The organism is Burkholderia singularis, from assembly GCF_001718875.1.
GTDB classification, from domain to species: domain Bacteria; phylum Pseudomonadota; class Gammaproteobacteria; order Burkholderiales; family Burkholderiaceae; genus Burkholderia; species Burkholderia singularis.
The window spans coordinates 1,954,383-1,972,358 of record NZ_CP013448.1 but is presented as its reverse complement, the minus strand read 5'-3'; the positions used below and the strand labels follow the sequence as shown (position 1 = coordinate 1,972,358).

The window sequence follows — 17,976 nt, the reverse complement described above, 5'->3', positions numbered from 1 at the left end:
TTGCTACCACGCACACGGCGCGAAACATGCGGACAGCGCGGCGCGCTATGCGTCGCCGACGAGCCGCTTGCCGACGATCAACAGATCGCGCTCGACGCCGTCGAGCACCGCGACGCGCGGCAGCGTTGCCCAGGTCGTAAAGCCGTGGCGCGCGAAGAGGCCAAGGCTCGGCGCATTGTGACCGAAGATGAAGCCCAGCGCGGTGTGCACGCCGAGCGCCGGCGCGCGCGCCAGCGCCGCGTCGAGCAATCGGCTGCCGAGCCCCTTGCCGCGCACGGACTCATCCAGATAGATGCTGATCTCCACCGTATGGCCATACGCCGGCCGGCCGTAGAAATCGGAAAAACTCAACCACGCGACGATCCGGCCCGCCTCCTCGACGACCCACAGCGGCCGCGTGTGCGGCTGATGCGCGTCGAACCACGCGCGCCGGCTGTCGACGCTCACCGGCTCGGTATCGGCCGTCACCTGGCGCGACGCAACCGTCGAATTGTAGATGGCGACGATCGCGGGCAGATCGTCCAGAGTCGCGTCACGGTATGCAAGCTGGCTCATGTCAGGGGATGATGGGCAAAGCGATGAACGGAACGATCGGAACGATGACAAGCCGGCCGCGCACTACGCAAACAGCTCGCGATAGCCGAGAAAGAGTTCCTCGAACACAAGCCGCGCGTTGAGCGGATGATTCTCGGCCGCCCGCTGCCGCGTGACTGTCTTCGTGAAGCGCGCGAACGCGCCCACATCGAGCGTCTGCGCGCAGCGTGCGAGCGCAGTGCGCTGCGCGGGAAAGTAGCGCGGCGCACCCGCCATGCGCTCGGCCAGCAGATCGTACAGCCACCGTTGCAGCCAGCCGAGCACCACGGGCACCGGCAGCTTCTGCAACGTCTCGCCGCATGCGAACGGATCGCACGCGGCGCCGGCCGCGAGCTGCGCGAGCGTCCAGTCGCGCAGCGGCCGGTTCTCGTCGCTCGCGAGCGCGAGCGCCGCGAGCGGCGCGCCGCCCGCCTCGGCAACGAGCGCGGGCGCGTCGGCCACATGCTGCGCGGCGAGCCAGGCCACCGCCGCCTGGGGCGCGGGCATCGTCATCGGCCATTGGCGGCAGCGGCTCACGATCGTCGGCAGCAGCCGGTCGATGCGCGCCGACACGAGCACGAACACGACCCCTGCGGGCGGCTCCTCGAGCGTTTTCAACAATGCGTTCGCCGCCGCGACGTTGAGCGCTTCGGCCGGATACAACACGACGACCCGCGCGCCGCCGCGATGCGACGCAATAGCGCAGAAATCGACAAGCGCGCGCACCTGCTCGATCTTGATTTCCTTGCTCGGCGTCTTGGTTTTCTTGCCGCCGTCATCGGCGTCGGCGGCCTTCGGCTCGTCGGCGGCCGCCGACGCGCCCGCCTCGCCCGCCAGCGCTTCGGGCACGACGATCCGATAATCGGGATGATTGCCCTGCTCGAACCACGTGCACGCGGCGCATGCGCCGCACGGCTCGCCGTTCTCGCCCGGGGTCTCGCACAGCAGCCCCTTGGCCAGATGCCGCGCGAACGCGAGCTTGCCGATACCGGCCTGGCCGTGCAGCAAAAGCGCGTGCGGCCAATGCGCGCGCAATGTCTGCAAGCGGTTCCAGTCGTCGGTCTGCCACGGATAGATCATGATGGTTTGCGTTGTCCGTTCGTTACAGCGCGGCGAGCACGCCTTCGAGCTTCTTGCGGATCTGCGCAACCGATTCGCTCGAATCGACGATCGCAAAGCGGTGCGGCGCTTCCTGCGCGCGGCGCAGATATTCGGCGCGGGTGCGCGCGAAAAACGCATCGGACTCGCTTTCGAACTTGTCCGGCGCGCGCGCCGCTCCGCGCCGCGCGCTCGCCACTTGCGGCGGCAAATCGAACAACACGGTCAGATCCGGCTGGAAGCCGCCCTGCACCCAGCGCTCGAGCGCTTCGAGCTTGTCGCGCGGCAGCCCGCGGCCGCCGCCCTGGTAGGCGAACGTCGCATCGGTGAAGCGGTCGGAGACCACCCAGTTGCCCTGCGCGAGCGCGGGCTCGATCACGAGCGCAAGGTGCTCGCGCCGGCCGGCAAACATCAGAAGCGCCTCGGTTTCGATGTCCATCGGCTGCTTGAGCAGTATCTCGCGCAACGTTTCGCCAAGCTGCGTGCCGCCCGGCTCGCGCGTGACGACGACCTGCCGGCCGCTTGCGGCGAGTTTGTCGCCGAGCCGCTCGCAAAACCATTGCAGATGCGTCGTCTTGCCCGCTCCGTCGATGCCTTCGAACGTGATGAATTTGCCACGCGCCATTACTGACCTCTGATGTATTTGTCTACGGCCTTGTTGTGATCTCCCAGCGTGTCGGAAAACACGCTGGTGCCGTCGCCCTTCGCCACGAAATAGAGCGCCGACGTCACGGCGGGATTGACCGCGGCCCGCAGCGCCGCCTCGCCGGGCAGCGCGATCGGCGTCGGGGGCAGCCCGCGGCGCGTATAGGTATTGTACGGAGTGTCGGTTTGCAGATCGCGTTTGAAAAGCCGCCCCGAATACGCGTCGCCGAGTCCGTAAATCACCGACGGGTCGGTCTGCAACGGCATGCCGCGCCGCAGCCGGTTCGCAAACACCGCGGCGATCAGCGCGCGGTCGGCCGCGTGCCCGGTTTCCTTTTCGACCAGCGACGCGATTGTCAGCGCTTCGTAAGGCGTGCCGAACGGCAGGCCGCTCGCGCGTGCCGCCCATGTTTCGGCCAGACGCGCCTGCATCAGACGATACGCGCGACGATAGACGTCCAGATCCCGCGCGCCGTGATCGAACAAATAAGTGTCGGGAAAGAATAGCCCTTCGCCACTGCCGCGCGCGATTTCGTCGCCGGACGCGCCGATCGCACGCAGCAGCTGCGCATCGGTCATTCCCGCGCTCGCGTGCAGCAGCGCCGGGTTCGCATCGAGTTCCGCGCGCATGCGCTTGAAGGTCCAGCCTTCGATCACCGCGGCGGCGGATTCGCCAGGATCGCTGCGCGACACCTTGCGCACCACCTGGTAAGGCGTCACGCCCGCCTTGAATTCGTAATTGCCCGACTTGAGCTGGCTCGACACGCCCAGCACGCGGGTCAACGCGACGAACCACTTCGGCTCGATCGGAACGCCGCCGCGTGCAAGCTGCTGCGCGACGCTCCTCACGCTGCTGCGTGGCATGATGGTGACGTCGACGACGGGACCGGCAAGCGCCACGGGCCGGGTGGCCCACCAATAAGCGCCGCCCGCGCACGCGACGCCCAGCAAAACAACGGCCAGCACCGCGAACGCGGCGCACTTCTTCAGAACGGACATGCGGAACGTGAATCAGATAGACTTCATATAATAACTTGCTTGTCTCATCCAAAGTCAGGATTGACTGTTTTCCCATTCCAATGACCACACCGATCGCCTCTACGGCCGACGCGCCGCTGCCGCTGCGCCCGTCTGCCGACGATTTCGCCGCCGTGCTCGAGCACGGCGCGTTTTCGGTGCTCGAACAATTCGGCATCGTCGACGTGTCGGGCGCCGACGCGGCGACATTCCTGCACGGCCAGTTGACGAACGACATCGAGCACCTCGACGCCAGCACCGCGCGGCTCGCCGGTTACTGCTCGCCGAAGGGGCGCCTGCTCGCGTCGTTTCTCGCATGGCGTGCGGGCCACGACGTGCGCCTGCTGGTGTCGAAGGACGTGCAGCCCGCCGTGCAAAAACGCCTGTCGATGTTCGTGCTGCGCGCGAAGGCGAAGCTCGCCGACGTCGGCGGCACGCTCGTCGCGGTCGGCTTCGCCGGCGACGTGCGCGCCGCGCTGTCGAGCGTGTTCGACGCGCTGCCCGACGGCGTCCATACAAAAGTCGACGCGCCGGCCGGCGCGCTGATCCGGCTGCCCGACGCCGCCGGCCGCGCGCGCTACCTGTGGATCGGCGCGCGCGCGGACGTCGACGCGCGCGTGGCCGCGCTCGCCGGCAGCCTGCGCCGCGTGCCGCCCGCCGTGTGGGACTGGCTCGACGTGCGCGCGGGCGAAGCGCGCATCACGCAGCCCGTCGTCGAGCAGTTCGTGCCCCAGATGGTCAATTTCGACGTGATCGGCGGCGTCAATTTCCGCAAAGGTTGCTATCCGGGCCAGGAAATCGTCGCGCGCAGCCAGTATCGCGGCACGATCAAGCGCCGCGCCGCGCTCGCGCACGTCGCGGGCGAGCCCGATGCGGTGCGCGCGGGCGTCGAGCTTTATCATTCGGACGACCCTGGGCAGCCGTGCGGGATGATCGTCAACGCGGCGGCGGCGCCCGAAGGCGGCGTCGACGCGCTCGTCGAGATCAAGCTCGCCGCGCTCGACAGCGGATCGGTCCATCTGGCGTCGGCGGATGGCCCGGCGCTCGCGTTCCGGCCCCTGCCCTACGCGCTGCCGGCGGAGGTTTGACGGCCCGCGCGGTCAAACGGAATAACGAGACGAAACGCGCCGCCCCGGCGCGCAACGACGCTCACCGAGGACGCTCACTCAGCGAGGATATCGCCCGATGTGCCTGATCGTATTCGATTGGCAGCCTGAGGCCACCCAAGGCCCGGTGCTGACGCTCGCCGCGAACCGCGACGAATTCTACCGCCGCACGAGCGCGCCGCTGTCCTGGTGGAGCGACGCGCCCGGCGTGCTCGCGGGCCGCGATCTCGAAGGCGGCGGCACCTGGCTCGGGATCGCGCGCGACGGCCGCTTCGCCGCCATCACCAATTACCGTGCGCCGTTCGACATCCGCGCCGGCGCGCCCACGCGCGGCAAGCTGGTATCGGAATTTCTCGGCGGCCCGAACATCGCGCCGCTCGACTATCTCGCGCACGTCGCCGAACGGGCGATGTTCTACAACGGCTTCACGCTGCTCGTCGGCGATTGCGCGCGCGGCCAGCTCGCGTGGTTCTGCAACCGGTCGGCGGACCCCCAGTCCGCGAGCGCGCCGGCCGCGCTCGACGCGCCCGCGCTCATCGAGCCGGGCATGCACGGGCTGTCGAACGCGCGGCTCGACACGCCGTGGCCGAAGCTCGTCACGAAGCGCAGCGAACTCGGCGCCCTGCTCACTCGCGATGCGGCGACGCCCCTCGACGCGCTGATCGAGATGATGCGCGACCCGCGCCAGGCCGCCGACGATGCGTTGCCGCGCACCGGCATTCCGTTCGAGCGCGAGCGCGCGCTGTCCGCCGCGTTTATCGAGACGCCCGAATACGGCACGCGCGGCACGACGGCCCTGCGCGTAGTGCGCGACATCGAAGGAAGGCTGAAAGTCGATGTCAAGGAACGTAACGACGACGACGGCTCGCACCGAATCGTGCGACCGGGCGCATTCGAACGGACCTTCGCGTTCGATGTCGACGCAAGCGGCGGCGCGGCGCTAGGCGCGGCTCGACGCTAGGCGCGGCGTGCGTTTGCCGCGAGCGCGGCGTGCCGGCGCCCCGGCGCGAAAACGACGGCCGACGGCCGCAATGCGTGCGCCCGGTCCATTGAATCGTCGAAATCGGATACGGCACGCCCAGACGCTCGAGCATGTAAAGGACGATGCTGACGAGCGGGCGCCGTAGCGGCCCGACTCCACGCCGATCCGGCACGGCATGTCACCGCCGATTCGTCCAATCCACTGACAACCCTCGCAACCATTTTCGCTGCATTATTTCCGTCATTTCCCGCCTCGGCCTGCGCCGCCGGGCGGCAGCACAATCGACAGCGGCTGCTCAGAGTTCGCGCGCCATTTCGATATGCGCAACGCCGGCCTCGACGAACGGCTCACCGACCACCCTGAAGCCAAGCCGCAAATAAAACGCGGCCACGCGTTGCTGCGCATACAGCCAAACGAGCGCCATGCCGCCCGAGCGCGCTTCGGCGAGCAGTGCGTCGAGAACGCGGGTGCCGACGCCACGCCGGCGTGCGTCGGCCAGCACCGACACCCGGCCGATCGCCCCCGTCGACAGCAGCCGGCCGGTCGCGACCGCACGCCGCGCGCCGCCGCGGCGCTGAACGAGATAGGCGATCGCATGGCGCGCGAGCGGATCGTCGTCGTCGAGATTAAGCTCGGCGGGAATCCGCTGCTCGCGCACGAACACCGTATCGCGAATTCGCGCCGCATCGCTGCCCAGACGCGCCCAGTCGCCAATTTCGACTTCGATGTTGTCCATCCTGCGCCCCTCGTCGATTGCCGATGTTGCGCCCCGCGCAAACGACGCGCGCTTGCGTCCTGGCCGGATAAATGCACGCGACGGCAAGCACTGCACGCAGTTGGCCCGGTGCGCGATGGCGCTCACGCGTCCGAAATATGAAAACATCAGGTGAAGACGGCGGACGTCGAATCGCCAGCGCGCCGAATCGCCGAATCGCGATGCATCCGTCGATCGAATGGCGCGCCGCGATTACGCCCCGCTCAGCAATCGTTTCCGAGCAACCGAGCAAGCCGCCGCCCGCCCGTGCGGATGCGGCACGCCCGGTCGGCCCGCGCTCGCATCAGCCGCGCTCGAAGGCTGTGCGCAGCGCCGCGACGGCATCCGCATGCGCGCCGCGCACCTCCGGCACGAAACCGCCCATCTTGAAAAATTCGTGGATCATGCCCTTATACACGACCAGCGTGACGTCGTTGCCTGCCGCGCGCAGCTTGTCCGCATAAGCATAGCCTTCGTCGGACAACGGATCATACTCCGCAGTCGCGATCCAGGCAGGCGCGACACGCTCGAACGACGGCTCGCCGCGCCTGCCGTCGAGCGGCGCGAAGCGCCAATCGTCGCGATCGGACGCGTCGCGCACGTAATTCGAGAAAAACCACTGTATCGTGTCCGCGGACAGCAGGTAACCGTTCGCAAGCCGCGCGTGCGACGCGCTCTGCTGATGCGCGGTCACGCCAGGATAGATCAGCAGTTGCAGCGCCAGCGCGATGCCGACGTCGCGCGCATGCACCGCGCATACCGTCGCGAGCGTGCCGCCCGCGCTGTCGCCGCCGACGGCGAGCCGCGCCGGATCGATCGCGAAACTCGCCGCGCGCGCATGGAGCCATGCGAGCGCGTCTTGCGCGTCGTGAACCGCGGTCGGAAACTTGTGTTCGGGCGCGAGCCGGTAGTCGACCGACAACACCGCGCACTGTGCGTCGCGTGCGAACATCCGGGCGAGCGAATCGTGCGTGTTCACGCTGCCGACGGTGAAGCCGCCGCCGTGATAGTAAATCAGCGCCGGCAACGGCTCGGCAAGGCTCGGCTCGACGGGCAGATAGAGCCGCGCGCCGAACGACGCGCCATCGCGGGACGGCACGCGCAAATCCTCGACCGAAAACATCGGCGCGGGAGCGATATCGAGGATCGGCGCGCTTTTTTCATACGCGATGCGCGCTTGCGCCGGCGTCTGTTGATGGTACTCGGGACGTTTCGCGCGCTCGATCATCTCGAGCACCTGCGCGATCTTCGGATTCAACGGCATCTTGAAAACGGACGGCGCAAGCACGCCGCCGTGTAGCGAGGGACAAGCAGCGAATGATGCCATGACATGGCATGCGCTCGGCGGTTTGCCGCCCGCGTCGCGCTATCCGGTATCGCCTAGTTGCAACGGGGCAAGCACCGCGGCCGGTGCGCGTCGTCGCGCGAATACGACGACTGGGCAGCCCGGCGCGCATTAAGCTCGACAGCGCCTGTCACGCGGCGCGCGAGCAGTGCCTGAGGAGCGGCTAACACCTAATCACGCCGCACAAGCTCCCACGCTTTCGCCGTCCCCGGCCCGTCACGCATCGCTCGGACCGGGCTGCGCCCCCGGATCGGTGCGCGTGCGCATCCGCGCGATGTCGCGGCCGACCGCGAGCCGCCTCATATACTTGAACGTGCCGAGCGCTTTCGCAACGAAGTTGCCCGTGCTGTCGCGCACCTCGCCTTCGCAATACGCCATCGTCGTCGAACGATGCAGCACGCGGCCATACGCGCGCAATTCGCCGCGCCCCGGCTGCATGAAGTTCACCTTCATCTCCACCGTGACGACGCCGACGCCATCGTCCGTCAGGCTGCGTGCGGCCATCGCAAGCGCGACGTCGGCAAGCGTCATCGTCACGCCACCGTGCGCGATGCTCCAGGTGTTCATATGCTGGTCGGCAAGCGGCAGCGCGATTTCGCTCGCGCCATCTTTTGCGAAGACGAGCTGCACGCCGAGCGAATCGACGAACGGACTCTCGATTGCCGGCTCGCGGCCGGACGCGGACGAAAGAGCGGTGCTCATCGTGCGTCGTCAACGAGATAATCGATGCATTCGCGGCTCTGCCTTACCGCGCTGACGAACTTCTTCACGTCCTCGTGCACCGGATGCACCTGGTATGCGTCGAGCGCCGCCTTGTCGGCGAAATCGGACACGAGCACGACGTCGTAGGTCGCCTCGAGGCCCGGCGTCGCCAAGCCGACCTCGAGATGCAGCAAGCCGGGCACGATGCCTCGGCAGGCTTCGAGCTTGTCCTTGAGCTTCAGCGCGTTTTGCGCACGTGTCGCGCCTTCGGCCGTTTCCTTCAACTTCCACATGACGATATGTCTGATCACTTCGTTCGCTCCAGTTCGTGTTGGTTCGGCGATCTGCCGGAACCCCTTGCCAGTTGGGCATTTCGTGCCCTTCCGCCGTTCGTTGGCGTTCACCGGAAATCGTGTCCAGCCGAGGAAAAAGGGGGGATAAAAGAGGGAATCATTCCGACCATCCAGAGACGATACCCCCTTTTTCACCACGCCACTTACCGACATCAAGATCCGACAAGAAAAGGCAGGCAACAAGCCTACCAAACTTACCGATGGCAATGGACTGTATCTGTTGGTGAAGCCGGCCGGCTCCAAGCTTTGGCGGTATAAGTACCGAATTGGAGGGAAGGAGAATCTCTTCGCGATCGGGGAATATCCGGCTGTCAGCCTCCAAGAAGCCTGCGCGGCGCGCGACGATGCCCGCGAACTCGTTAAGAAAAAGACTGCACCCGTCCCCTGCGCGACAGGAGATCCTATCGGCACGCATCAAGATTGCGGCCATTCAATACTGCAAGCTTGTCGAGTGTTATCTTCGCTCCAACGCCAGCTTGACGCCAAGCGCGAGTAGGACAATCCCGCTGGTCCGGTGCATACGGGTCAGGATGCGCGGATTGCGGCGGATCGATGCCGACAGCAAGCCGGCGAATAGTGCGACCGGCCCTTTAACGAGAAACGTTAACCCGGCAAACGTTGCGCCCAGAATAAACAGGGAAAGCATCGGATGCACCGCATCCGCAGGGACAAATTGCGGTAGGAAAGCAAGGTAAAAGAGCACGATCTTCGGATTCGAGACATTGGACAGCGCTCCTTGCACGAAGATTCGCAGCGTCGATGCCGGAGCCTCCCGACTGCTCGCCGGAGACAGCTCGCCCGACGAACGCAATAGCGTGATACCGAGATACAGCAGATAAAGGGCGCCGGCGAGTTTCAGCACTGTGAAGAGCCATTCCGACGCTTGAAGAAGCGCACCCACACCTAGCGTTGCGAGTGTAGTGTGCACGAGCAGGCCAGTACTGACGCCAGCCGCAGTAACGATGCCGGAACGGGTTCCCCCGGACAGCGTGCGCGACATCACGAGGACCATGTCCTGCCCGGGGGTAAGAATGATCAGAAGTGAGGTGGCGATGAACGATAGCCACGAGAGTTGAAGCATGGGATACCTCCAGAAGGGCCGGCCCGAGGAAACCGCGCCGAGTGACGCGCGCGGGCCAGTCGTCGGATTATGGCGATTTCCCGGTAGCGAATGGATGCGTATTGAGCCATCCACCCTTCAATATTTGAAGTTACTATCTATTTTTAGCCAAATATGTAGCGAAAGATGTCAACCAAGCTCGATGCAATAGACAAGCGCATCTTACGTGCGCTCCAAAGTGATTCGAACCGGACCAATGCCGAACTTGCGCAACACGTCGGACTCTCCCCGACGCCATGCCTACGCCGCGTGCACCTTCTTGAGGAGCAAGGCGTCATCGACGGCTACGTCGCGCTGCTCAATCCCATTGCAGTCGACCTGCGGTTTACCGCCTTCGTGAGAATCACGCTGGAGCGCCAGGATAAAGCGACGGTCGAGCGCTTTGCAAAAGAAATGGAGAAAGCTCCGGAAGTGCTTGAGTGCCATTTGATGGCAGGCAGCTACGACTATCTCCTACGCATCACCGCCAAGGATCTCGACGACTATCAGCGCTTCCAGATGGAAACGCTCACGAAGATTGACGGGATACGCAACGTCGAAACCGAAATCCCGCTCAAACGAATCAAGCAAACAACCCAACTCCCAATCTAGGGTAGTGTTTCGTTCTGTTTGGCACTTAATCGGACATTGGCACGAATGACCTTTCGCAGGATGTCATGCGAGCTCTTGAATGCGTCGCCGGATCCGAACTTGACAAATAGCTTTGCAGGTCGCCATAAGTTTCTTTACTTCAATTACCTATGCCGATTAACCAATCAGGGGAGCCGCTTCCTGAATGCGAGTATCTGCATGTCGGCTCTGCGATCTTCAGCGCTATCTCTGATTGTGCTCAATCTTGGGTAACTTCTGTGCCCGAAATGACTCGGTGATGAAGTCTACGAACGCGCGTGCTTTGGCCGGCAAGAGCTTTGAACCGCCCCGAGTTTTGTGGAGGCTCCAACTCTTTCAAGGCTGACCGACAGAATCAGCTTTGGGTATCGGATTTTACGTATGTCTCGAATGCTACGTTCTTCCGCTCTTCTAAGTACTTTGGCTTTACGCGAACACACCGCCTCTGTAGATCGCCGCTCTTCTCGAATTCGTTACACCACGCCTTGAGAGAATTCTTCGTCGGATAACCCAACCGGCGAATGGTCGCTTTGCTGCGCATCCCGAGTTTCGGGTACAGCTCGACCGCCCGAACGCGTTCTTGGTATAAATACCTGGACGACCTCCAAAGTAGTCCAAGATTTTGGACACTTCCCCCTTGGGTCGGTTTCGGGTGAACATCAATAGTCTAATTCCAGGCCTGCTCCCTCAGCCCGCACCTGATCAGGTCTGAAATTACTTGGACGTGACCTCATCAAGGATCATGACCGACCCTCTACGGACATCCGCTATTCCCGAGAACGGTCATTCCAAGCAGCATAAAAAACGAGCGGCGCGCGAACAGCGTATACGCATTGGCTCGAACACGATACAGTGAACTGAATACCCCATCGAGCCTATCTGCCAGCGCAAGGATTCCTGCTCGGAATAAAGCGTTCACGACTGATGCCGAATCCTCGGGCAAGAGCCGCTTTCCGTTCGCGGGCGGCGGCCTGCTGCTGCGAACCCGCAATCTCGAATCGGAAAGCGATCTCTCACAGTCACGATAGTTGCGATTGCTATGAGTGCCGCTTAGAGTTCCATGCCTTGTGCACGAATTCAATATGGTTACCATCGAAATCGGCAACATTGGCAGCGTAGTAGTCGGGAGCAAAGTAGGTGCGATCCGCCGGCTTCCCTTCGTCGGCCCCCCCGGCTTCGATTGCAGCTGCATAGGCAGCGTCGACCTGTTCGTTCGTATCGCAGACGATCCCGATGTAAAGCCCAGTCTCGCCGTGCTTGCGTTGACGTAGCCAGATGCTCGATCCAACACCCTTTCCGGTGCCGTACACCTCGTCGCCGATGCCGAAAAGACTAGGAATATGCTCGGGCCCTGAAGCAGAGTCGTAGTTGCCGAATATTCTCCAGCCGAGCGGCTTCAGAGCCTCGGTGTAGAAAGCGAGAGACTTATCGATGTTGGTGACGGAGATGTAGACGTGGTCGATCATTTGGCGGCCTTCCATGCGTTGGCATTGCTATGGGCGAAATTGCGGAACGTGCGGGATGGTTTGCCGGTCATCGTCTCGACGACGCCGTTAGGGCGCGAGCCGTTACCGCTCTAGCAATGGTTTCGGGCAGTTGGCGAAGCATCGGCTCATATTCGGAAGGAATTCCGTTTGCAATCGCGCCCGCGATCCAGTCTTCGCGATCGAGATCGACGTGTTCGATCGTCTGGCCGAGCCTGGTTGCGACGCGGGAGACGTCTTGCCGGTCGAACCAAGTACGAGTGTGATCGGGGTTATCTTATTCATAGCTACAATGGGCTATAGATGCGAGGCAAACAACGAGCGTACCAAATCTGACACGGCGCACTGCTTCCCTCTTGGTCTGTCCATGCTGCGCGACGCGCGCGATTCGCGCCTAATCGGCATCAATCTCGGTAAGGATTACCCCCAGAACGAAATGTTACCGTCTGTTTCAAGGATGCCGAAATAGTAGTCCGAAGTACCGCTATTCTTCCGTCATCCGCAAAAACCCCTCGTTGGAGCGACATATGAATCACATTACCAAGCGCGCCCTTGCGCCGCATGCGTGCCGCTCGTTCTCGCCGGCTGTGCTCGGCTCCGGCCGTCGTGAACACGCCCTCGGCAGTTCCGGCATCGACCGCGCCGAACACGCTGCCGGCATCGGCGATGAGCACAGCACGGTCAGCGGCATGATGACTACACGCGCCAATGCATTCGTCTATGCGCTCCACGTGCCCACGGTCGCACCGATCGTCGGCGCTTACTTGGCGCTTTCTGCCTGTCGCGCTTGACTGCTTCGCCCGCCGCAGCGGCACAATATGCAGTCGAGGCAGCCGCAGCGTCGGAAGCAACGCAATCGACGAGCGTCAATGCAACGACCCATCAGTCGGACGTCCATTTCAGTTTCTGACGTGTCGGCAGCCTCATCGAACGGGCCGAACGGCCTCCTCCTCAATAACGGAAAACGGGAGCATGAAGTGAAGAAAGGGATTATCGCGTTGCTCGCCGCGGCGAGCGTGGTCGGCGCGCTCAGCGGGTGCGTCGCTTACGGTCCGGGTGCGCCGGTCGTCGTCGCACCACAGGGAGGCCCGGGGAACGGGTTCTGCCCGCCCGGACAGGCAAAGAAAGGCAATTGCTGATTGCACGAGGCCCGCGTACAGCGGGCCTCTTTTCATGTTTCGCATCGGCAGACAGGCGCTGCTCCACTGGTAAGCGGTGAAAAACAACGCAGCTTGTCCGGTTACATACGCTCCCAATCTGCCTGCGCCCGTCACTCCAATGATGCCGTAACGCCTGCGTCTCATACGCTAAGGACCAACTGGAATGCTATCTGACAACCGACGCCGAAGGCCCTCAGCAATGGTCTTCGAAATCGTCGTGGCATAGTTCGAGATCCTGACTGCTTCGATGTCGGCTTCGAAATGCCGGTGAAACGGGCCCCGCCGACGTTTGCACCGGCCTTGCCGCAAGCGTTCCACCGCGCGCAGGTCAGCAGGGGGTACGCCGCACCCATGCGCGCTGACGCGCGGCAACCGCCTCGGCGGATTCACCGACGAGCTGCCGGTATACGCCGGGCGCGCTCGCCCCTTCCGTGTTGATGACCAGCACGTGCGAATGCACGCCCAACCCGGCTGCACGCGCCAGTTCGCTGTCCCGCATCAGCGTCGCGACGCCCGCGTATCCCGCCGCGCCCGATTCGCCCGCAACGAGCGGCACATCGCGCGCCGAACCCGCTGCCAGCGAGCGCATTGCCGCGATCGCGTCGTCATCGTCGATCGTCATGAAATGGTCGATGCATCGCGCGAGAACCCGCCACGCCAGCGGCGATGCCGCGCCGCACGCGAGGCCGGCCATGATCGAATCGATCGAGCCGGACGCCTTTGCGGCATGCCCGGCGATCGCGCTCTGATAAAGGCAATCGGCCTGCCGCGGCTCGACCACGACGCAATTCGGCCGCGCGGCGCCATAGCGCTCCCACAGATAGCTCGCGACGCCGGCCGCCAGACCGCCCACCCCGCCCTGCAAAAACACATGCGTAAAAGCCGGCCGGCCCGGCTCGCCGCGCAGTTGCGCGACAATTTCGGCCGCAATCACGCCATAGCCTTGCATCACGTCTCGCGCAATGATCTCGTAGCCTTCATACGAAGTATCCGAGATGACTTGCCAGCCGTTCATCGCGGCAAGCCGTGCGGCATGCTCGACGGATTCGTCGTAATTGCCGTCGATCCGGACGATCCTCGCGCCGTAGCCCGCAATGGCCCGTTCGCGCTCGATATCGACATTTGCATGAAGCACGATCACGCATTGGCAACCGATTGCTTGCGCCGCCGCGGCCAACGATCGCCCATGATTTCCGTCGGTCGCGCAGATAACGGTCAGATTCGCGAGCCTTGGCGCATACCGCCCCATGATCAGCGCGCGCGGCTCGATGTCACGCGCTTGCGGCTCACGCATGATGGCGCGCATCAATGCGATCGGTGCGCCCAGCGCCTTGAAGCTCGCGAGCGGCGAACGCTGCGATTCGTCCTTGACGCTTAGCCGCGCGATGCCCAGCCTCGCCGCGGCGTCCGGCAAATCCCGCAACGGCGTGGCGCCGCGGCTGATCTGATCCCAGTGCGACAGCCACGCGCCGCATTCGTGCGCCGACTCGATATTGAGGAGGCGCCGCAACTCCTCCGGGTACGCGATACGGGAAGACTGAGGGTTGGCAAACAACATGTCGAAACGGCTCCTTGCTGTTGCGCGGCCTGGCATTGGGCCGCGAATCGAATGTGTTGGTATGGATCGCTTGCGTGCGGCTCCCGTCGCCCAAGATAACATTGCGGCGCGGTCATCGCTCGGGCGCGGGGCGGCGGCAGCCTGGCGATCCTCACGCCGCGCGAAAATCGCGCGCAGGCAGATCGATTGGCTCGATGCGATGAAACCGTGCTGCCGTGCGATGCCCGACGATTCGTGCGTGCCGCCGCGTCGACGGCGCGTAAAACTGGCGGGGACTTCTGACTGATTCGGACAGTGAAGGATTTGGATCAGTACAACGAACTCACGCTTCGACTGCTTTTTCGAACCGCAACGTCAACCGCTTCAAGACGCCGATCGCCATGATCCGCGCCGGGATTGAGCCGGACGCGCCGGACGCTCTCGGCCATTGACACCGCGCTGCGTGCGCGGCGCGCCCGATATTCTGTTATCCGAACCAAGCGGCCGCCCCGTCCGGCGCGCACCGGCGAATTGATATCGGTCAAATCGCTGCCCGGCCAGCACGTATCTGTCCGATTAGGACAAGATTTCTTCGGAAAAACCGCCGCCAACCCACGTAAGATTGACGACGCAGCGAACTTGCATCCTCCCATCCAATCGCACTAACGCTTCGTTCATCATGCTCAAAATCACTAAGGCGGTATTCCCGGTCGCGGGTCTGGGCACGCGATTCCTGCCCGCCACCAAGGCGAGCCCGAAGGAAATGCTGCCCGTCGTCGACAAGCCGCTGATCCAGTACGCTGTCGAGGAAGCCATCGCCGCCGGCATCACCGAGATGATCTTCGTCACCGGCCGCAGCAAGCGCGCCATCGAAGACCATTTCGACAAATCCTACGAGATCGAGGCCGAACTCGAGGCCCGCGGCAAGGAAAAACTCCTCGAACTCGTGCGCAGCATCAAGCCCAGCCACGTCGACTGCTTCTACGTCCGTCAGCCCGAAGCCCTCGGCCTCGGCCACGCCGTCCTCTGCGCCGAGAAACTCGTCGCCGACAACCCCTTCGCCGTGATCCTCGCCGACGACCTGCTCGACGGCCGCCCGCCCGTCATGAAGCAGATGGTCGACGTCTTCGACCACTATCACAGCTCCGTGATCGGCGTCGAGGAAATCCCCCCAGCCGACACCAAGTCCTACGGCATCGTCGACGGCAAGGAATGGGAAGATTCCATCATCAAAATGTCGGCCATCGTCGAGAAGCCCGCCCCCGAAGTCGCCCCCTCCAATCTCGGCGTCGTCGGCCGCTATATCCTCAAGCCGCGCATCTTCGACCATCTGCGCGCCCTCAAACCCGGCGCCGGCGGCGAGCTTCAGCTCACCGACGCCATCCAGGCACTGCTCAACGACGAGCAGGTCCTCGCCTACAAGTATCGCGGCACCCGCTTCGACTGCGGCAGCAAAATCGGCTATCTCAAGGCCACCATCGAATTCGCCCTGCGACACCCCGAGGTCAAGGACGAGTTCGCCGCTTATCTGCGCGAGCGCGTACCGCTCGCGCCACGAAATGCGCTGGTTGCGCCGGCCGCACCGGAACGCTTGCCCGTCGAATCGGTTTGACGTTTAATCGGCATCAGCCGGAGCGCGGGGCTGCCGTGTCGCGGCCCCGCGCAGTTTATCCGCGCCCGCCGCGAGGCCGGCCGCGACGATCGCCACGCCGACGATCGCGCCGCCCGCAGCAAGACGGCCAAAAAATCGAAACGATCGCGTCAATTTTTCCAACATGATGATTCCATCCGCTTCGATAATGGACCGGTGTCTCACGTCAAGCGCAGCGATCGCGACCCCGGCTCGACAATTCGCCGCTGCGCTGCCTCCCGCCTCCGGTACGGCCGATCCCGCTGCCGGCGCCACGGCAAGCCAATGCCGCCCGCGCAGGCGCTCGTTCGCGGCGTGCGGCAGGCTCGCGGCGCGCGTCGCCTGCATCGCCGCGCCGCTCGTGTTCGCGGCGACGCAGGCCCACGCGCAGCCGCCTGCATTCGCGCCGAACCAGCCGCTGCAAGTCGGCGTGCAGGTCAAGCTCGGCGAATTCAGCCCAACCGATGCGACACGAATTCGCGCGGTCGGCTTCGACTTCGTCCGCCTGGGCATCTGGATCGACCGGCTGAGCGACGTAGCGTACCAGAGCCGGGTGAAAGCGGCATTCGCCAACGCGCGCGCGGCCGGCCTGCCGGTATTGATGACGGTGCGCGCGGTGGACTCCGTCTCGCCGGCCGCCGCCCCCACGCCGGCGGCGCTTGAGCAGGCGGGCGCGAAGTTCGGTGCCGCTGCGGCGGCGCTCGCGCGCAGTTACGCGTCGCAGTTGCTCGCCGTCGAACTATGGAACGAGCCCGATCTCGGCAAGTACTGGCCGACCGGCAACGTCGAACAAAACTTCGTGCCTTACATGCGCGCCGCGTGCCAGCAACTCGGCCCGCGCGGACAAAGACCCGCGCCCGTCATCGGCTTCGGTTTCGCGCACGCACCATCGCCAGGCTCACTTGCCGACGCGCTGCTCGGCCAACTCGCCACGGCCGCACCCGACTGCTTGGATGCGATCTCGTACCACGCCTACGGCATGACCGAGCAAGCGATCCGCGCCACCAGCAAAGACGCCCATGCACGCTATCGCCTGCCCGCCGTGATCACCGAATGGGGCACGCCGTCGCTGATCGTCAACGGCGGCGACGACGCGCAAGCCGATCGGCTCAAGGCGTTTCTCGCCGAGCTTCCATCGGTCGGCACGCCCGTCGTGTCGATCTACGAATGGAAGAACACGGCCAACGGCGGCAACAGCCGTGAACGCAACTTCGGATTGGTAACGTCGAGCGGCACGGACAAGCCCGCGCTGAATGCCGCGCGCGGCGAATTACGGATGCTGCTGCACAATGCCGGCGCGGCTGCGGCCGCCAACGGCAACGGCAACCGCTGACCCGCGGCGAAAGGCGCATGCGCAGCCTGAGGGCGATGCGCGCCATGCGCGCGCCATCCCGCGCGTTTGCGCCAGTGCCGCGCCGATAGCGGCTCGACAGCCGCCTCAATCGCACCGCCGGCACGCCAGCGGCCCGGCCCTGCCGGCACGCCCAACCGGCAATCGATCCGAAAACCGCTCCAACGATCGCTGAGCGGGCTCGCGCCGAGCGCGCGCAAATCGGCTTCACCGCCGTCCTGCATGGACGATGCCCGTGAGCGGCGCAAGCTCGACGGCCAACGGCATCCGCACTGCCGGCGAACGTCGCTCGCGCACGGATAGCCTGAATCGCGCGCATTTCAATAGGCGGCAAGCTATAGATCTTTAATGTTCGACGAAACCGAAATATCAAAACTCTCCGCTCGCCCGTCATTCCTGCTCTGGCGCAGACCGTCAAAAACTTGTCTTTCGCACAGCCATATGCGGTTTCGCATTTAAAGAACCGTGGAAATCGGACTTGAGTATTCTGGCCACACCTATCGATCCTAT

General features: G+C 64.2%; 20 protein-coding genes and 1 pseudogene. 8 read left to right on the top strand and 13 right to left on the bottom strand.

The window, feature by feature from the left end; genetic code table 11:
• Positions 1-45: 45 nt before the first annotated feature.
• From AQ611_RS08970 to mltG, 4 genes are all read right to left on the bottom strand, one after another.
• Positions 46-555: a GNAT family N-acetyltransferase gene (locus AQ611_RS08970; RefSeq protein WP_069234276.1), complete on the bottom strand. Its 510-nt coding sequence runs from the start codon at positions 553-555 to the stop codon at positions 46-48.
• Between the two features lie 63 nt (positions 556-618).
• Entirely contained in the window at positions 619-1,653 is a 1,035-nt protein-coding gene (locus tag AQ611_RS08965) for a DNA polymerase III subunit delta' (protein WP_069234275.1), read from the bottom strand.
• 22 nt (positions 1,654-1,675) lie between these two features.
• Positions 1,676-2,296 (bottom strand): dTMP kinase, encoded by a 621-nt coding sequence (gene tmk, locus AQ611_RS08960; RefSeq protein ID WP_059518234.1) that lies wholly within the window; start codon positions 2,294-2,296, stop codon positions 1,676-1,678.
• The gene (mltG, locus tag AQ611_RS08955; RefSeq protein WP_059518236.1) at positions 2,296-3,315 is read right to left on the bottom strand and encodes an endolytic transglycosylase MltG; all 1,020 of its coding nucleotides are present in this window, start codon (positions 3,313-3,315) and stop codon (positions 2,296-2,298) included. Before mltG ends, tmk begins: the two co-directional genes overlap by 1 nt.
• A gap of 80 nt (positions 3,316-3,395) precedes the next feature.
• On the opposite strand from mltG, the gene ygfZ reads away from it, so the two are divergent.
• Both ygfZ and AQ611_RS08945 read left to right on the top strand, forming a co-directional pair.
• Entirely contained in the window at positions 3,396-4,421 is a 1,026-nt protein-coding gene (gene ygfZ / locus AQ611_RS08950) for a CAF17-like 4Fe-4S cluster assembly/insertion protein YgfZ (RefSeq protein ID WP_069234274.1), read from the top strand.
• Between the two features lie 97 nt (positions 4,422-4,518).
• Positions 4,519-5,400 carry an NRDE family protein gene (locus tag AQ611_RS08945; protein WP_069234273.1) on the top strand — a complete coding sequence of 294 codons (882 nt, stop codon included), beginning with the start codon at positions 4,519-4,521 and terminating at the stop codon, positions 5,398-5,400.
• Between the two features lie 316 nt (positions 5,401-5,716).
• Here the strand turns inward: AQ611_RS08945 and AQ611_RS08940 are convergent, their stop codons facing one another.
• The 4 genes from AQ611_RS08940 to AQ611_RS08925 all read right to left on the bottom strand — a co-directional run bounded on the left by AQ611_RS08940 (position 5,717) and on the right by AQ611_RS08925 (position 8,533).
• Positions 5,717-6,157 carry a GNAT family N-acetyltransferase gene (locus tag AQ611_RS08940; RefSeq protein WP_059518294.1) on the bottom strand — a complete coding sequence of 147 codons (441 nt, stop codon included), beginning with the start codon at positions 6,155-6,157 and terminating at the stop codon, positions 5,717-5,719.
• A 322-nt stretch (positions 6,158-6,479) separates the two neighbouring features.
• A complete protein-coding gene (locus AQ611_RS08935) occupies positions 6,480-7,439 on the bottom strand; it encodes an alpha/beta hydrolase (protein WP_069235212.1) in 960 nt (319 codons plus the stop codon).
• Between the two features lie 297 nt (positions 7,440-7,736).
• Positions 7,737-8,222, bottom strand: coding sequence for a PaaI family thioesterase (locus AQ611_RS08930; RefSeq protein ID WP_059518243.1), 486 nt, complete (start codon positions 8,220-8,222; stop codon positions 7,737-7,739).
• Positions 8,219-8,533: a Dabb family protein gene (locus AQ611_RS08925; protein WP_059518245.1), complete on the bottom strand. Its 315-nt coding sequence runs from the start codon at positions 8,531-8,533 to the stop codon at positions 8,219-8,221. The genes AQ611_RS08930 and AQ611_RS08925 overlap by 4 nt, the downstream gene beginning before the upstream one ends.
• A 193-nt stretch (positions 8,534-8,726) precedes the next feature.
• On the opposite strand from AQ611_RS08925, the gene AQ611_RS24605 reads away from it, so the two are divergent.
• Positions 8,727-9,071 carry an Arm DNA-binding domain-containing protein gene (locus AQ611_RS24605; RefSeq protein WP_197517133.1) on the top strand — a complete coding sequence of 115 codons (345 nt, stop codon included), beginning with the start codon at positions 8,727-8,729 and terminating at the stop codon, positions 9,069-9,071.
• On the opposite strand, the gene AQ611_RS08915 is transcribed toward AQ611_RS24605, so the two are convergent.
• Entirely contained in the window at positions 9,030-9,656 is a 627-nt protein-coding gene (locus tag AQ611_RS08915) for a LysE family translocator (RefSeq protein ID WP_069234271.1), read from the bottom strand. The genes AQ611_RS24605 and AQ611_RS08915 overlap by 42 nt on opposite strands.
• Positions 9,657-9,821: 165 nt before the next feature.
• Between AQ611_RS08915 and AQ611_RS08910 the strand changes: the two genes are divergently transcribed.
• The gene (locus AQ611_RS08910; RefSeq protein WP_069234270.1) at positions 9,822-10,286 is read left to right on the top strand and encodes an Lrp/AsnC family transcriptional regulator; all 465 of its coding nucleotides are present in this window, start codon (positions 9,822-9,824) and stop codon (positions 10,284-10,286) included.
• A 394-nt stretch (positions 10,287-10,680) separates the two neighbouring features.
• On the opposite strand, the pseudogene AQ611_RS24600 reads toward AQ611_RS08910, so the two are convergent.
• Both AQ611_RS24600 and AQ611_RS08905 read right to left on the bottom strand, forming a co-directional pair.
• A pseudogene (locus tag AQ611_RS24600) lies at positions 10,681-10,845 on the bottom strand (IS3 family transposase); the annotation flags it as partial.
• A gap of 496 nt (positions 10,846-11,341) precedes the next feature.
• Positions 11,342-11,770 (bottom strand): VOC family protein, encoded by a 429-nt coding sequence (locus tag AQ611_RS08905; RefSeq protein ID WP_069235211.1) that lies wholly within the window; start codon positions 11,768-11,770, stop codon positions 11,342-11,344.
• 545 nt (positions 11,771-12,315) lie between these two features.
• Here AQ611_RS08905 and AQ611_RS25480 point away from each other — a divergent pair.
• Positions 12,316-12,579, top strand: a complete 264-nt coding sequence (locus tag AQ611_RS25480; protein WP_059518255.1) for a hypothetical protein — start codon at positions 12,316-12,318, stop codon at positions 12,577-12,579.
• Positions 12,580-12,657: 78 nt separating this feature from the next.
• A complete protein-coding gene (locus tag AQ611_RS26095) occupies positions 12,658-12,927 on the top strand; it encodes a hypothetical protein (protein ID WP_176704094.1) in 270 nt (89 codons plus the stop codon).
• Positions 12,928-13,276: 349 nt separating this feature from the next.
• On the opposite strand, the gene AQ611_RS08885 is transcribed toward AQ611_RS26095, so the two are convergent.
• Entirely contained in the window at positions 13,277-14,506 is a 1,230-nt protein-coding gene (locus AQ611_RS08885; protein WP_069234268.1) for a diaminopropionate ammonia-lyase, read from the bottom strand.
• A 658-nt stretch (positions 14,507-15,164) separates the two neighbouring features.
• Between AQ611_RS08885 and galU the strand changes: the two genes are divergently transcribed.
• A complete protein-coding gene (gene galU / locus AQ611_RS08875; RefSeq protein WP_069234266.1) occupies positions 15,165-16,097 on the top strand; it encodes a UTP--glucose-1-phosphate uridylyltransferase GalU in 933 nt (310 codons plus the stop codon).
• A gap of 3 nt (positions 16,098-16,100) precedes the next feature.
• Here the strand turns inward: galU and AQ611_RS26090 are convergent, their stop codons facing one another.
• The gene (locus AQ611_RS26090) at positions 16,101-16,463 is read right to left on the bottom strand and encodes a hypothetical protein (RefSeq protein ID WP_180978174.1); all 363 of its coding nucleotides are present in this window, start codon (positions 16,461-16,463) and stop codon (positions 16,101-16,103) included.
• A gap of 13 nt (positions 16,464-16,476) precedes the next feature.
• Between AQ611_RS26090 and AQ611_RS08870 the strand changes: the two genes are divergently transcribed.
• Complete coding sequence (locus tag AQ611_RS08870) at positions 16,477-17,448, top strand: glycoside hydrolase family protein (RefSeq protein WP_231935787.1); 972 nt, start codon at positions 16,477-16,479, stop codon at positions 17,446-17,448.
• Positions 17,449-17,976 lie beyond the last annotated feature (528 nt).